This is a genomic window from Polaromonas sp. DSP2-3-2b2, assembly GCF_049895905.1.
Classification (GTDB): domain Bacteria; phylum Pseudomonadota; class Gammaproteobacteria; order Burkholderiales; family Burkholderiaceae_C; genus Polaromonas.
The window spans coordinates 46,453-60,025 of record NZ_JAFCTH010000011.1; the positions used below are offsets into that span (position 1 = coordinate 46,453).

The following is a 13,573-nucleotide window of genomic DNA, read 5'->3' on the forward strand; positions in this document are numbered from 1 at the left end:
ACGCATGTCCAAATCTCACCACGCCACCCGGCTGAACATGCAAGCCTTTGCCCGCGAAGGCGTTCCGCTCATCGAAACCACTCCGCTACAAAATATGGAGCGCCTGACGCAGGAGGCACAAGCGCTAGCGCCTGATTTGATGCTTAATTGGGAAGCTCGTGCCGAGTTACGTCCGGGCTCGGGCACAGAGGACGATGTCTGGCTGCACCTGCTGGCTACCGCATCGGTCCCGCTGGTCTGCCAGCGCTGCATGGGCACGGTAGCCACGCTGCTAGAGGTTGACCAGTGGTACCGTTTCGTTGCTACCGAAGAGATTGCCATGGCCGAGGACGACGAGTCCGAGGAGGACTTGCTGGTCATGGCGCCGCATTTCGACCTGCTCGCGGTGCTGGAAGACGAACTGCTGATGGCGCTGCCGCTGGTGCCGATGCATGACGAATGCCCGGTAGCGCCCGTCATGCAGGTCGGCGAGGACGCGCTGGCCGATGGTGCTGGCCAGAACGGCGAAGAAGTGCCGTCGGGCGAAAAGCCCAATCCTTTTGCCGTTTTGGCCCAGCTGAAAAAGAAAAGCCAGTAGCCGGATTGCCCTTTTTTCAGGGTGCGCAGCTTGTGCTTACCGGGTAGCCGTGTGAACGGCCCAATCAACCGGCGCAGGATGCTTTTCGGTATCGGGCTATAATCCGAGGCTTCGCGTACCAAGGTAGTGATGCTGGCTTCTCTAGCTCGAACAGAGCAATGCAGTTCACCAGACTTCGAAATTTGGTGCGAAATTTACCAACACTATCACCCTAGCAGGAGCGAATCATGGCTGTCCAGCAAAACAAAAAGTCCCCTTCCAAGCGCGGTATGCACCGCTCGCATAACGCACTGAACGTGCCGGGCATCGCCGTGGAGTCCACCACGGGCGAAATCCATTTGCGCCACCACATCAGCCCCACCGGTTTTTACCGTGGCCGCAAGGTGCTGAAAACAAAAGCTGAAGCGTAATTTCACGTTCCAAGCCATGGCCCGCACTCATCCTGCGGGCCTTTCTTTTTCCTGAATTTCAATTCTTGACTGAACCGGTCCGCGCATGATCAGGATTGCTGTCGATGCCATGGGAGGCGATATTGGTCCCGATGTCACCCTCGCTGCCAGTCTGGCCTTTTTGCGGGCGCATCCGGACGCCGAAATGTTGCTGGTGGGCCAGCCCGAGGTGCTTGCAGCCCATCCCCTGCATGCCCAGTTGCTGGCGCAAGCCCGATGCGAGATCGTTGCCGCCAGCGAGGTGGTCACGATGGACGATTCGATTGAAATCGCCCTGCGCCGCAAGAAGAATTCCTCAATGCGCGTGGCCATCAACCAGGTCAAGGAGGGGCGCGCCCAGGTGGCCGTCTCGGGCGGCAATACCGGCGCGCTGATGGCGATTGCCCGTTATGTGCTCAAGACCCTGGAAGGCATTGACCGCCCCGCCATAGCGTCACAGTTGCCCAATGCGGCGGGCAAGGCCACCACCATGCTCGACCTGGGCGCCAATGTGGATTGCACCGAGGAGCATTTGCTGCAGTTCGCGGTGATGGGTTCGGCGCTGGTTGCGGCCATTGCCGACATTCCTTCGCCGACGGTGGGCTTGCTCAACATCGGGGAAGAAGCGATCAAGGGCGGCGACATGATCAAGAAGGCCGGCAAGCTGCTGCGGGCCGCTTCTGATTCGGGCGATATCAATTTCTATGGCAATGTCGAAGGCAACGACATTTTCAAGGGCACGACCGATCTGGTCGTGTGCGACGGCTTTGTCGGCAATGTGGCGCTCAAGAGCAGCGAAGGCCTGGCCCACATGATCGGCGACTACATCAAGGCCGAGTTCTCCCGCAACCTGCTGACCAAGATGGCGGCGCTGGTGGCTTATCCGGTGCTTTCTGCCTTTAAAAAGCGGTTTGACCACAGGCGTTACAACGGCGCGGCCTTGCTCGGCCTGCGTGGCCTGGTCTTCAAAAGCCATGGTTCGGCGGACGTCTTTGCATTCGAGCAGGCCTTGGGCCGGGCTTATGATGCAGCCCGGAACAACTTGCTGGAAAGGGTGCGCGAACGCATTGCCCATGCAGCGCCCCTGCTGGTAGCCGCCAGAGGGGCTGTATCCACCGACGACGCGCAGACAGTTTCCTGCCTGCCTGCCGAATCTCCTGTTTCAACCCCGGCGCACTAATCCAATGACCCGCTATTCACGCATTACCGGCACCGGCAGCTACCTGCCGCCGAACCGCTTGACCAATGCCCAACTGGCCGCCGACCTGGCCACCAGGGGTGTCGAGACCTCTGACGAATGGATTGTCGAACGCACTGGCATCAGAGCGCGCCACTTTGCCGCGCCTGACGTGACCAGCAGCGACCTCGGGCTTGAAGCGGCCAAGCGTGCCATCGAAGCCGCCGGCTTGAAGGCTGCCGACATTGACCTGATCATCGTGGCTACCTCGACGCCTGACATGGTGTTCCCTTCGGTTGCCTGCATCTTGCAACACAAGCTTGGAATCGCCGGTTGCCCCGCCTTTGACCTGCAGGCGGTCTGCAGCGGTTTCGTTTATGCCTTGACCGTGGCGGACGCCATGATCAAGAGCGGCGCGGCGAGCAAGGCGCTGGTGGTCGGCGCGGAAGTGTTTTCGCGCATCCTCGATTTTTCCGACCGCACTACCTGCGTGCTGTTCGGCGATGGCGCGGGCGCCGTGGTGCTCGAAGCTTCGGAAACGCCCGGGATTTTGGCCAGCGACCTGCATGCCGATGGAAAGCATGTCGGCATCCTTTGCGTTCCCGGCCATGTATCGGGCGGTCAGGTGCTCGGCAGCCCGCTCCTCACCATGGATGGCAAGGCGGTCTTCAAACTGGCCGTCGGGATGCTCGAAAGCGCTGCCCGGGCCGCGCTTGCGAAGGCAGAACTCACCGAAGCGGATATTGACTGGCTGATTCCACACCAGGCCAATCTGCGCATCATGCACAGCACGGCCAAAAAACTGAAACTTCCGCTGGAAAAAATGATTGTCACGGTGGACCAGCATGGCAATACCTCGGCGGCATCCATTCCGCTGGCGTTGGACGAAGCGGTGCGCAGCGGCAAGGTCAAAAAGGGAGACATCGTCATGCTCGAAGGCGTCGGCGGCGGTTTCACCTGGGGTGCCGTGCTTCTCAAATACTGAAATGGTGCTCTGCTGCCTTCACGGATGCGCGCCTTTCGGGCTGGGGGCTGCTTGAACGTCCGCAGGCCAGGCTTTGCACGCTGCATGGATTTGCTGGCGGCGTTGGCGCTGCTGGCGATTTTTATTGTGGCGGGCTGGAAAATTGCTAGCCGCCCGCCGGCGCCGGATTTTCTGCTCCTTCCCCGGCAGGAAGCGTCCGCGGCAAGTGCTTTACCAGCCGCCCAGGCCAGCGGCCCTGCAACGACCGTACCCCTCCGGCAACGCTCTCCCGACGGCCGTTTCGAATTCGACGCCCGGTTTGTTTCCTCCGCCCCCGGGCAGGCTGTGCATGCCGCGTCTCTGGTTGAACTGCGTGACGGCCGCCTGCGCGCCGTATGGTTCTCGGGTTCGCGCGAGGGGGCAGGGGATGTGGCGATAAAAACATCGGTCATGGACGCTGCAAGCCTGCGCTGGAGCGAGGAAACCACGCTTTTTGACCGCAAGCAGCTTCAGCAGGATTTGTGGCGCTATGTCAAAAAAATAGGAAATCCGGTGATCGCCCGCATGCCCGACGGCTCGCTGGTGCTCTGGATGGTCAATGTGTCGGTGGGTGGATGGGCTGGCAGTTCCATCAGCTGGGCGCGTTCCATGGACGATGGCGACTCCTGGAGCCCTGCCCGGCGGCTGGTGACCTCGCCTTTTATCAATATCAGCACGTTGGTCAAGGGCGCGCCGGTTTATTACCAGAATGGCCAGTTTGGCCTGCCGGTGTACCACGAGTTCGTCACCAAGTTTGCCGAAATCCTGCACCTTGGTTCCCAGGGGCAGGTGATCGACAAAGTCCGCATCCCGGGCAGCCAGAACAGCCTGCAGCCCGTCGTGCTGGTCAGCAGTGCAAGGCAAGCGCAGGTTTACATGCGTTCGGGCAGCAGCACCGCCGTGATGGCATCCGAAACCGTCGATGCAGGAAAAACCTGGTCAGCAACCCATGCCACTTCCTGGCCGAACCCGGATTCGGCGCTGGCCGGTGTCGTGACCGCCGCAGGCCAGCAGTGGCTTGCCCTGAACCCAAAACCCAAAAATCGCGAAATGCTGGCGCTGCTGCACGCCAATGCGGCAGGCTCATTCGAAGGCGTCATTCCGTGGTTCGTGGAATCGTCTCCCACGCCCGAAACGCTTTTGTCAGTCAGCGACTATGAACGCCTGCTGGGCGATGAACTTCAGAAGCAGGGCGCCAGCCAGGCGCAGATACAGGCTGATATCGCCAGCGCCAAACGCCAGCTGTGCGGCTCAACGACTTGCTTGCAGGAGTTTTCTTACCCCTACCTGCTGCAAAGCCGCGATGGCTACCTGCATCTGGTTTATACCTGGCACCGCAGCCGCATCAAGCATGTCCGGCTCGATCCCCGGCAAGTCCTTCAACCTGATGCTGCCTCGCCAGCCGCACGCCATGCCGCTTCCGCCGCTCACTGATCTGCTGGCCCTCCTGGGGGTTGACTTGGTGCTGTGCGCCGCCGTCCTGCGTCTGCTGGTCCGCCAGCGCGACATCACGCGGCCGGCCCAATGGGTCGTGATGCTTGCAGTTTTTTCAGTGCTTTGGCTTCCGGTGGGTGCTGCCCAATTGCCGGTTCTGGCGTTTGTCAGGGGCGTCAGTTCGGATCTGAGCACAACGCTGGTGGCGCTGGCTTGTCTCAGTCTGTGCCGGCGCTTGTTCGGTTGGCCTGCCATGGCCCAGCGCGAAGGTCTGGCTTTGTTCATGGCCCTTGCCGCGGGCGCAGCCGTTCTGTATCCAACAGCCCTGGGATGGGGCGACTGGGATGCCTATCGGCCAGGGTTGGGCTCGTTTGGCATGCTTGGCATTCTGCTGATACTGTCGCTTGCATGCTGGATCGGCGGCTTGCGGCTTTTGCCGGCGCTGGTCTGCCTGGCGCTGCTCGGCTGGGTCGCAGGATTGATGGAATCCGGCAATCTTTGGGATTACCTGATGGACCCCTGGCTAGCCATTCTGGCAATGATTCAATGCGTGAAAGCTGGCGTGAGGGGTGTGCGGCACCGGTACTTGCTTCGCGCCCCGGCTGCACGGCCTTCGCCGCCTTGATGCAGCGCAAAAACAACCCGGTCCACCAGCCATTCACCTTTCTACAATGAGCGCAATTTTCACCATGCGATTGATAACCGGAGTCATCATTTGAAATCGTTTGCTTTTATTTTTCCCGGTCAGGGCTCCCAGTCTGTGGGCATGCTGGACGCGTGGGGCGATCACCCTGTCGTCAGGCAAACGCTGGCGGAAGCTTCCGACGCATTGGCTGAAGATATAGGCCAGCTCATCAAGAGCGGCCCCAAGGAGGCGCTGGCGCTGACCACCAATACCCAGCCGGTCATGCTGGTGGCTGGCGTGGCCGCTTACCGCGTATGGATGGCCGAAACCGGCATCGCTCCTGCCGTGGTGGCTGGCCACTCGCTGGGCGAATACTCGGCGCTGGTAGTGTCAAGTGTGCTGAGCCTTTCGCAGGCCGCTCCCCTGGTCCGCTTTCGGGCGCAGGCCATGCAGGACGCGGTGCCTGTCGGCGCGGGCGCGATGGCCGCCATCCTGGGCATGGAGGCCGCCAAAGTCATGGAAGGTTGTGTTGAAGCCGTGCGAACCTTTGGTTCTGATACGACTGAAATTGTCGAAGCCGTCAACTTCAATGACCCGATGCAGACCGTGATTGCCGGCAGCAAGGCGGCCGTGGACAAGGCCTGCGAAATTCTCAAGGCGAACGGTGCCAAGCGGGCTTTGTCCCTTCCGGTGTCGGCGCCTTTCCATTCCCGCCTGATGAAGCCGGCGGCCGACAGGCTCAGGGAGCAGCTGGCCGGCATCGAGTTTGCCGTTCCCACGATTCCCGTCGTCAACAATGTCGATGTCACCGTCGAAGCCGATGCCGACCGTATCCGTGATGCGCTCTACCGGCAGGCCTTTGGTCCGGTTCGCTGGGTCGAATGCGTGCAGGCCATCAAGGCGCAGGGCTTGACAACGCTGGTCGAGTGCGGGCCGGGCAAGGTTCTGGCGGGCATGGTGAAACGAATCGACCCGGAACTGACCGGTGCGCCGCTGTTTGACATCGCTTCATTGGCTGCAGTGAAGGAGTTGCTGGCATGAGCGACATCAAATTTGAAGGGCAGACCGCCTTGGTCACCGGCGCGTCGCGCGGCATAGGCGCGGCCATCGCACTGGAACTTGCCAAAAGGGGCCTGAAGGTCACCGGCACAGCCACCACCGACGAAGGCGCCGCGAAAATCAGCCGTACGCTGGCCGCCTACCCCGGCTGCTCTGGACAGGTTCTTGATGTGAACGACGCAGCCGCCAGCGAGGCGCTGGTCAGCCGCATCGTGACCGAATTCGGCGGCTTGCAGGTGTTGGTGAACAACGCTGGCATTACCCGCGACATGCTGGCCATGCGCCTGAAGGACGATGACTGGGACGCAGTGCTTGACACCAACCTGAAGGCAGTGTTTCGCATGAGCCGGGCCGTGATGCGCTGCATGATGAAGCAGCGCTATGGCCGCATCATCAGCATCACGTCGGTGGTGGGCGCCTCGGGTAATGCCGGGCAGGCCAATTACGCCGCTGCCAAGGCTGGCGTTGCCGGCATGACGCGTGCGCTGGCACGAGAACTCGGATCGCGCGGCATCACGGTCAATTGCGTGGCACCAGGCTTTATAGAAACCGACATGACGGCCCGCTTGCCCGAGGAGCAGCAAAAAGCGCTTCTTGGACAAATTCCGCTCGGACACCTCGGCAAGCCGCAGGACATCGCGCATGCGGTGGCTTTTCTGGCCAGTCCGCAGGCCGCCTACATCACGGGGCAGGAACTTCATGTCAATGGCGGCATGTATATGTAATAGCAGCAGAGTTTGAGCGTCAGGTTCGGAAAGCCGACCTGCAAGGCTCAGCTTGAGAGTGGTAAAACACAGGAAATCGAAGCCGGCTTTTATCCGTCCGGCCCGGTGCTTGGGAAGACAATCCCAACGCGGTAAGATCACGGATTAATTTACAACCCTCAGAGGGATTTATGAGCGATATCGAAGCACGTGTTAAGAAAATCATTGCCGAACAACTCGGCGTTGAAGAAGGTCAAGTCACCAGCGAAAAGTCCTTTGTGGCCGACCTGGGCGCTGATTCCCTTGACACCGTAGAGCTGGTCATGGCACTCGAAGATGAGTTTGGCATTGAAATTCCCGACGAAGACGCCGAGAAAATCACCACCGTCCAGAACGCGATTGACTACGCAAACACCCATCACAAGGCCTAAGGCTTTCGCGCCTTTGCCGTCATCAACCTGAAAAGCCTGAGCGTAGTTTTTTCAGGTTTTTTTATCCAGGATTACTGAATGAGCCGTCGTCGTGTCGTTGTGACAGGTCTGGGTTGTGTCAGCCCGGTAGGAAACACCGTGGCCGATTCCTGGGCCAATGTGCTTGCCGGAACGCCCGGCATTGACCATATTACCCATTTTGATGCCAGCAACCTTGCCTGCAGATTCGCAGGCGAGGTGAAGGGATTCAACATCGCGGATTACATTCCCGAAAAAGAAGCCCGGCACATGGACCGCTTCATTCATCTGGGCCTGGCCGCCGCCTGCCAGGCCGTGGCTGACAGCGGTTTGCCGACCGGCGACGCCCTAGGCGACGAACTGGCGACCCGCATCGGCTGCAATATCGGCTCAGGCATTGGTGGCTTGCCGCTGATCGAGCGCATGCACGGCGAACTGGTGGAGCGCGGCCCGCGCCGCATTTCACCATTCTTTGTGCCGGCGACCATCATCAACATGATCTCCGGTCATGTATCGATCAAGTTTGGTTTCAAGGGCCCCAACATCGCCGTCGTGACCGCCTGCACGACGGGACTGCATGCCATCGGCCTGTCGGCACGCATGATCGAATACGGCGACTGTGATGTCATGGTTGCTGGCGGGGCAGAAGCCACGGTATCGGCGCTGGGCGTGGGCGGCTTTGCAGCGGCCCGGGCCTTGTCAACGCGCAATGAAGACCCCAAGACAGCATCGCGCCCCTGGGACAGGGACCGCGACGGCTTCGTTCTGGGCGAGGGCAGCGGCGTGGTCGTGCTCGAAGAATATGAACACGCCAAGGCGCGGGGCGCCAAGATTTACGCTGAAGTGCTGGGCTTTGGCATGAGTGCCGACGCTTACCACATGACGGCGCCAGACATCGACGGCCCGCGCCGTTCCATGGCCATGGCCCTGAAGAATGCCGGCGTCAATGCGGATCAGGTTGACTACCTCAACGCGCATGGCACGTCCACGCCGCTGGGCGATCTGAATGAAACCAATGCCATCAAGGCAGCCTTTGGCGCGCATGCCAAGGACAAGCTGGTGGTCAGTTCGACCAAGTCCATGACCGGCCATTTGCTGGGCGGTGCTGGTGGCATCGAATCGGTGTTTACGGTGCTTGCGCTGCATCACCAGAAAATCCCGCCAACCATCAACATCTTCAACCAGGATCCAGAGTGCGACCTGGATTTCTGCGCCAACACCGCGCGTGATGCCACCATCGACATTGCCGTCAAAAACAATTTCGGCTTTGGCGGAACCAACGGCACGCTGGTATTCAAGCGCGTCTGAGCGCAACGGGTCATTTTCAGCAGCGCCGACCCCAAGCACGCACTGCCTTGAATCGCCACAATGCCCCGCCGGTGGTTTACCCGCTCGGGCGTTCGCCTTTTCTGGGCGGCTTGTTGCTGGTCCTCTGGCTTGCCGGCCTTGTTTCAGTGCTGCTGTGGTGGAACGTCATGCGCCAGCCCGACTGGCGAATGCTGCTGGCCGGTTCTTCCGTGCTGCTTGCAGGCCTTGCCGCTCGAACCACCTGGAAAAACCTTCCTGGCGGCCAGCTGGCGTGGGACGGCCATGTCTGGCGTTGGGAAAGTGCCGGCTACCAGACCGGCGTGGGTGAGCATGCGCTGTCGGTGATTGCTGATTTTCAGCAACGGCTTTTGCTGCGGCTTGAAAATCCCGACGGTGCCAGCCTGTGGCTGTGGGTCGAGCAAAACGCCATGCCTGAGCGCTGGCTGGATTTTCGCCGCGCCGTGTATTCGCCGCACAAGTCGCGTGCATCCCTGCCTGCGCACGACTTTGTGCCTGTGGACTCTTCCGATTCGCCGCCGCCTGCTGTGGCACCATCAAAGGCTATGCAATACCAACATGTTCCGCAGGCCAAACCATGAGCGATGGCCTGCTCCCGGCTGCCGCCGAGAAAGCCGACGACAGCGATGCGCTGCTGGTCGAACGCACGGTCGCGGGCGACCAAAAGGCGTTTGAGCTGCTGGTCATCAAATACCAGAGGCGCATCCAGCGCCTGATCGGGCGCATGGTTCGCGATGTCGATCTGGTGGAAGACATTGCGCAGGAAACCTTCATACGGGCTTACCGCGCCCTGGGGCAGTTCAGGGGTGAAGCGCAGTTCTACACCTGGCTCTACCGGATTGCAGTCAATACGGCCAAGAAAGCCCTGATGGACCTGAAGCGAAATCCCACCGTTTCTGAAAATGCCTACAAATCCGACGATGACGATGAAACTTCCCGGGTTGAGAACGAACTAACCAGTCCTGAAACGCCTGAAGCGGTGCTGGCCAGCAAGGAAATCGCCAACATCATCAACCAGGCGATGCAGGATTTGCCGGAGGAATTGCGCGAAGCGATCACCCTGCGGGAGATTGAAGGCTTGAGCTATGAGGAGATATCCGAAGCCATGAATTGTCCGATTGGTACGGTGCGGTCACGCATTTTCAGGGCCCGAGAGGCGATTTCTGCAAAGGTCAGGCCCTTGCTGGAAAACCAGACAGGCAAACGCTGGTAAGTTTGTTGTCTACCGCCAGTCATTCGCCAGCCCAGGCAGTCAGTGAACAAGAACCGGCAGACCCGCTGCCCATAAATCACCATGAAACCACACATGACCACCCCCGAACTTCTTTCTGCGCTGGCGGACGGCCAGCTAAGCGGGCAGGACTTTGCTGCTGCGCTTGAGGCCTGCGGCCGGGACGATGCTGCGCTCGAATGCTGGAACACCTACCACCTGATTGGCGACGTTCTGCGCTCACCGGCTGACCAGCGTGCATCGTCCCCGGCGGTGGGTGGGGAAATCGGGTTTGCCAGCAGGCTCAGCGCGCGACTAGCCCAAGAGACGGTTGCCACCCCGGTGGCGGCCCCAAGCGCGCGCTGGCCTGCTTCCTCCGAGATGGTTCATCACCGTGGACCGGCATCAAACGACGGCAGTTTCCGCTGGAAACTGGTGGCGGGTGTGGCGTCCCTGGCTGCTGTTTCCGCCATTGCATGGAATGCGTCCGGGCTGATGGCGCCGGCCTCAAGGCCGCAACTGGCGCAGGCTTCCTCGCCGCAAATCGTGGTCACTTCACCTCAAGGGCCTGTGGTGCGCGATGCCCGGCTAGAGGAGCTGCTTGCGGCGCACAGGCAGTTTGGTGCGGCTTCGGCCTTGCAGGAGTCCTCTGGCTTTTTGCGCAACGCGACTTTTGAAACGCCCGGCAATGCACAGGCTGCCAGCGTGCGTTAACTGCCAGAAAACTTCCTGAAATCCATGATTTTTAAGCATTTAAGGCTTCTTGCGCTTGCCCTGTATGCACTCGCAGCTATGAATTATGTAGCAGCCCAAGTGCCGACGGTTGCCGTGCCGCCAGCGGCATCGCCTGCAGAGGTGCGTAGCCTGAATGACTGGCTGATGCGAATGCACCAGGCTTCCGTCAACCGCTCCTATGTCGGAACCTTCGTGGTGTCAGCGGACGGCAACATGTCCAGCGCCAAGATATGGCATGTCTGCGAAGGTTCGCAACAGGTCGAGCGGGTCGAAACCCTGACCGGTGCGCCGCGTTCCATCTTTCGGCACAACGACCAGGTTACGACCTTCATGCCGGAGCACAAGGTGGCGCGCAGTGAAAAACGCGAGTCGCTGGGGCTGTTTCCCCAGTTGTTCCAGTCGGCCGACAGCCGCATTGCCGACTTCTACAAGTTTCGGCAGGAAGGCCTGGAGCGGGTGGCGGGCGTCGACGCCGACATCATCATGCTCGTTCCCAGGGACCGGTTGCGTTTTGGTTACCGGGTCTGGAGCGAGCGCAAAAATGGCTTGATCGTGAAGCTCCAGACGCTCGATACCGACGGGAAGGTCATTGAAGAAGCGGCATTTTCAGAACTTCAGCTTGATGCACCCGTCAGCATGAGCCAGTTGATCCAGATGATGGGCAAGGTGCAAGGTTATCGTCTTGACAAGCCTGCGCTGGTCAAGACAACGGCAGCCGCTGAAGGCTGGGCATTGAAGGCGCCCGTTGCAGGTTTCAATGCCATGAGCTGCTACAAGCGACCGGCTTTCGCAGCAGGCACCGCAGGAAAGGGTGTAGCCAGCGATGGTCCACTGCAGTGGATTTTTTCAGATGGCCTGGCATCGGTGTCGATTTTCGTGGAACCGTTCGATCGGCAGCGGCATGTGCGCGAGTCCGCACTTTCCCTCGGCGCCACCCAGACCCTGACGCAGCAGCTGGATGCCCACTGGATCACCCTGGTGGGTGAAGTTCCGGTCACGACCCTGCAGCTGTTTGCCAGCGCGCTAGAGCGTAAAAGGTAAGGATCTGGCGACGTGACCGAAAATTTTCGATGATTCGGTACTGCAGGCACTTGCCTTGCCCCTGCCAATTCCCATTTACCTGTTTGTTTGAAACTTTACCGGTTTGCTCGATACAACTCTACTGATGACAAGGCTGAAAATGCGTGAATTGAACCTTAAACCGCTGCGCCCCTACCTGGCCGCAGGCATGATGGCCATCGCCGCGACAACCTCTGTGCTGCCGGTGACGCCGGTGTGGGCGCAAACCCGCACATTGCCTGACTTCACCGACCTGGTCGACCAGGTCGGGCCGTCGGTGGTCAACATCCGCACCCTTGAAAAAGCCAAGGCGTCGTCGGCTACCAATGGCCTCGACGAGCAAATGCTGGAGTTCTTCAAGCGCTTCGGCATTCCTGTACCGCCCAACATGCCGCGTGGGCCGCGCGCCGAGCCTGGCCAGCCCGATGAAGACCAGCCGCGCGGCGTCGGTTCTGGCTTCATCCTGACGACCGACGGCTTGGTCATGACCAACGCGCATGTAGTTGATGGTGCGGACGAGGTCATCGTCACCCTGATGGACAAGCGCGAATTCAAGGCCAAACTCATTGGCGCCGACAAACGCAGCGATGTGGCCGTCGTCAAGATCGAAGCCGCAGGCCTGCCAGCCGTCAAGATTGGCGACATCAGCCGCCTGCGCGTAGGCGAATGGGTGATGGCGATTGGTTCGCCGTTCGGGCTGGAAAACACGGTGACGGCAGGCATCGTCAGCGCCAAGCAGCGCGATACCGGCGACTATCTGCCTTTCATCCAGACTGACGTGGCCATCAATCCCGGCAACTCGGGCGGCCCCTTGATCAACATGCGCGGCGAGGTGGTCGGCATCAACAGCCAGATTTATTCGCGCTCCGGCGGTTTTCAGGGCATTTCGTTTTCAATTCCCATTGACGAGGCAACGCGCGTGTCCGAGCAGCTGCGCATCAGTGGCAAGGTAACGCGGGGGCGCATCGGCGTGCAGATCGATCAGGTCACCAAGGACGTGGCCGAGTCCATCGGACTTGGCAAAGTGCAGGGCGCGCTGGTGCGGGGTGTCGAAAGCGGCGCGCCTGCCGAAAAGGCGGGCATCGAAGCGGGCGACATCATTACGAAGTTCGAGGGGACCCCGATTGAAAAGGCCAGCGACCTTCCTCGCATGGTGGGCAATGTCAAACCGGGTACCAAGGTCACGGTTACCGTGTTCCGGCGTGGCGCCAGCAAGGACCTGTCCGTCACGATTGCCGAGATCGAGGCCGACAAGCCTGCTCGTCCGGCTGCCAAATCCGAGTCCAAGCCACCCGTGGCCGGCCCCGCACAGGCCTTGGGCCTGTCGGTCAGCGAGATCACCGAAGCGCAGAAAAAGGAACTCAATGTCAAGGGCGGCGTCAAGGTCGATGCGGCCGATGGCGCTGCGGCCAAGGCCGGGCTGCGCGAAGGCGACGTGATCGTTTCGATAGCCAATGCCGAAGTCACCGGCGTCAAGGGCTTTGAAGCGGCGCTGGCGAAAATTGACAAGACCAAAAACACCACCGTGCTGGTCCGCCGCGGTGAACTGGCGCAATTTGTCATCATCAAGCCGGCGCGCTGACGGTTTGCTGCAGAGCCTCGAAACCGGTTTGGCGGTGAGGCTCGTTACAATGCAGCAGCATTTCAGCAGTCTTTCACACCGGCGTTCGCGCAGTTTTCTTGCCAACCGACCAAGCTAAGGAAAAACCCGTAACCTGTCAAGGTCGGCAACAGCGGATGTTGAAACGGGTCGCCCCCGGCTTTTTGCCTACAATGAAGCTCCAACT

Annotated in this window: 15 protein-coding genes; all 15 read left to right on the plus strand. The window is 60.3% G+C overall.

Annotated elements, in window-relative coordinates:
* Positions 1-4: 4 nt before the first annotated feature.
* The 15 genes from ACP7AD_RS11130 to ACP7AD_RS11200 all read left to right on the plus strand — a co-directional run bounded on the left by ACP7AD_RS11130 (position 5) and on the right by ACP7AD_RS11200 (position 13,368).
* The gene (locus ACP7AD_RS11130) at positions 5-577 is read left to right on the plus strand and encodes a YceD family protein (protein ID WP_426147369.1); all 573 of its coding nucleotides are present in this window, start codon (positions 5-7) and stop codon (positions 575-577) included.
* A 227-nt stretch (positions 578-804) separates the two neighbouring features.
* Positions 805-987 carry a 50S ribosomal protein L32 gene (rpmF, locus tag ACP7AD_RS11135; RefSeq protein ID WP_011802449.1) on the plus strand — a complete coding sequence of 61 codons (183 nt, stop codon included), beginning with the start codon at positions 805-807 and terminating at the stop codon, positions 985-987.
* 85 nt (positions 988-1,072) lie between these two features.
* Positions 1,073-2,185 carry a phosphate acyltransferase PlsX gene (plsX, locus tag ACP7AD_RS11140; protein WP_426147372.1) on the plus strand — a complete coding sequence of 371 codons (1,113 nt, stop codon included), beginning with the start codon at positions 1,073-1,075 and terminating at the stop codon, positions 2,183-2,185.
* A 4-nt stretch (positions 2,186-2,189) separates the two neighbouring features.
* On the plus strand, positions 2,190-3,167 hold the full coding sequence (locus ACP7AD_RS11145) for a beta-ketoacyl-ACP synthase III (RefSeq protein ID WP_426147373.1): 978 nt from the start codon (positions 2,190-2,192) through the stop codon (positions 3,165-3,167).
* Positions 3,168-3,251: 84 nt separating this feature from the next.
* Positions 3,252-4,619: a sialidase family protein gene (locus ACP7AD_RS11150; RefSeq protein WP_426147375.1), complete on the plus strand. Its 1,368-nt coding sequence runs from the start codon at positions 3,252-3,254 to the stop codon at positions 4,617-4,619.
* Positions 4,537-5,244, plus strand: coding sequence for a hypothetical protein (locus ACP7AD_RS11155; RefSeq protein WP_426147377.1), 708 nt, complete (start codon positions 4,537-4,539; stop codon positions 5,242-5,244). The genes ACP7AD_RS11150 and ACP7AD_RS11155 overlap by 83 nt, the downstream gene beginning before the upstream one ends.
* A 90-nt stretch (positions 5,245-5,334) precedes the next feature.
* On the plus strand, positions 5,335-6,285 hold the full coding sequence (fabD, locus tag ACP7AD_RS11160) for an ACP S-malonyltransferase (protein ID WP_426147379.1): 951 nt from the start codon (positions 5,335-5,337) through the stop codon (positions 6,283-6,285).
* The gene (gene fabG / locus ACP7AD_RS11165) at positions 6,282-7,028 is read left to right on the plus strand and encodes a 3-oxoacyl-ACP reductase FabG (protein ID WP_426147380.1); all 747 of its coding nucleotides are present in this window, start codon (positions 6,282-6,284) and stop codon (positions 7,026-7,028) included. The genes fabD and fabG overlap by 4 nt, the downstream gene beginning before the upstream one ends.
* Positions 7,029-7,198: 170 nt before the next feature.
* Entirely contained in the window at positions 7,199-7,438 is a 240-nt protein-coding gene (acpP, locus tag ACP7AD_RS11170) for an acyl carrier protein (protein WP_011802442.1), read from the plus strand.
* A 78-nt stretch (positions 7,439-7,516) separates the two neighbouring features.
* A complete protein-coding gene (gene fabF, locus ACP7AD_RS11175; RefSeq protein WP_426147382.1) occupies positions 7,517-8,764 on the plus strand; it encodes a beta-ketoacyl-ACP synthase II in 1,248 nt (415 codons plus the stop codon).
* Positions 8,765-8,811: 47 nt separating this feature from the next.
* Complete coding sequence (locus ACP7AD_RS11180) at positions 8,812-9,363, plus strand: hypothetical protein (RefSeq protein WP_426147384.1); 552 nt, start codon at positions 8,812-8,814, stop codon at positions 9,361-9,363.
* The gene (rpoE, locus tag ACP7AD_RS11185; protein WP_426147386.1) at positions 9,360-9,995 is read left to right on the plus strand and encodes an RNA polymerase sigma factor RpoE; all 636 of its coding nucleotides are present in this window, start codon (positions 9,360-9,362) and stop codon (positions 9,993-9,995) included. Before ACP7AD_RS11180 ends, rpoE begins: the two co-directional genes overlap by 4 nt.
* 93 nt (positions 9,996-10,088) lie before the next feature.
* Positions 10,089-10,706 (plus strand): sigma-E factor negative regulatory protein, encoded by a 618-nt coding sequence (locus ACP7AD_RS11190; RefSeq protein ID WP_426147388.1) that lies wholly within the window; start codon positions 10,089-10,091, stop codon positions 10,704-10,706.
* 78 nt (positions 10,707-10,784) lie between these two features.
* On the plus strand, positions 10,785-11,768 hold the full coding sequence (locus ACP7AD_RS11195) for a MucB/RseB C-terminal domain-containing protein (RefSeq protein ID WP_426147390.1): 984 nt from the start codon (positions 10,785-10,787) through the stop codon (positions 11,766-11,768).
* Between the two features lie 139 nt (positions 11,769-11,907).
* The gene (locus tag ACP7AD_RS11200; protein ID WP_426147392.1) at positions 11,908-13,368 is read left to right on the plus strand and encodes a DegQ family serine endoprotease; all 1,461 of its coding nucleotides are present in this window, start codon (positions 11,908-11,910) and stop codon (positions 13,366-13,368) included.
* Positions 13,369-13,573 lie beyond the last annotated feature (205 nt).

What these genes read in the sequence shown, in the direction of transcription:
- rpmF (WP_011802449.1), top strand. Translation starts at nt 805, where the DNA reads ATGGCTGTCCAGCAAAACAAAAAGTCCCCTTCCAAGCGCGGTATGCAC.
- ACP7AD_RS11190 (WP_426147388.1), top strand. Translation starts at nt 10,089, where the DNA reads ATGACCACCCCCGAACTTCTTTCTGCGCTGGCGGACGGCCAGCTAAGC.
- fabF (WP_426147382.1), top strand. Translation starts at nt 7,517, where the DNA reads ATGAGCCGTCGTCGTGTCGTTGTGACAGGTCTGGGTTGTGTCAGCCCG.
- ACP7AD_RS11200 (WP_426147392.1), top strand. Translation starts at nt 11,908, where the DNA reads ATGCGTGAATTGAACCTTAAACCGCTGCGCCCCTACCTGGCCGCAGGC.
- plsX (WP_426147372.1), top strand. Translation starts at nt 1,073, where the DNA reads ATGATCAGGATTGCTGTCGATGCCATGGGAGGCGATATTGGTCCCGAT.
- ACP7AD_RS11195 (WP_426147390.1), top strand. Translation starts at nt 10,785, where the DNA reads ATGAATTATGTAGCAGCCCAAGTGCCGACGGTTGCCGTGCCGCCAGCG.
- fabG (WP_426147380.1), top strand. Translation starts at nt 6,282, where the DNA reads ATGAGCGACATCAAATTTGAAGGGCAGACCGCCTTGGTCACCGGCGCG.
- rpoE (WP_426147386.1), top strand. Translation starts at nt 9,360, where the DNA reads ATGAGCGATGGCCTGCTCCCGGCTGCCGCCGAGAAAGCCGACGACAGC.
- ACP7AD_RS11150 (WP_426147375.1), top strand. Translation starts at nt 3,252, where the DNA reads ATGGATTTGCTGGCGGCGTTGGCGCTGCTGGCGATTTTTATTGTGGCG.
- ACP7AD_RS11130 (WP_426147369.1), top strand. Translation starts at nt 5, where the DNA reads ATGTCCAAATCTCACCACGCCACCCGGCTGAACATGCAAGCCTTTGCC.
- ACP7AD_RS11145 (WP_426147373.1), top strand. Translation starts at nt 2,190, where the DNA reads ATGACCCGCTATTCACGCATTACCGGCACCGGCAGCTACCTGCCGCCG.
- ACP7AD_RS11155 (WP_426147377.1), top strand. Translation starts at nt 4,537, where the DNA reads ATGTCCGGCTCGATCCCCGGCAAGTCCTTCAACCTGATGCTGCCTCGC.
- acpP (WP_011802442.1), top strand. Translation starts at nt 7,199, where the DNA reads ATGAGCGATATCGAAGCACGTGTTAAGAAAATCATTGCCGAACAACTC.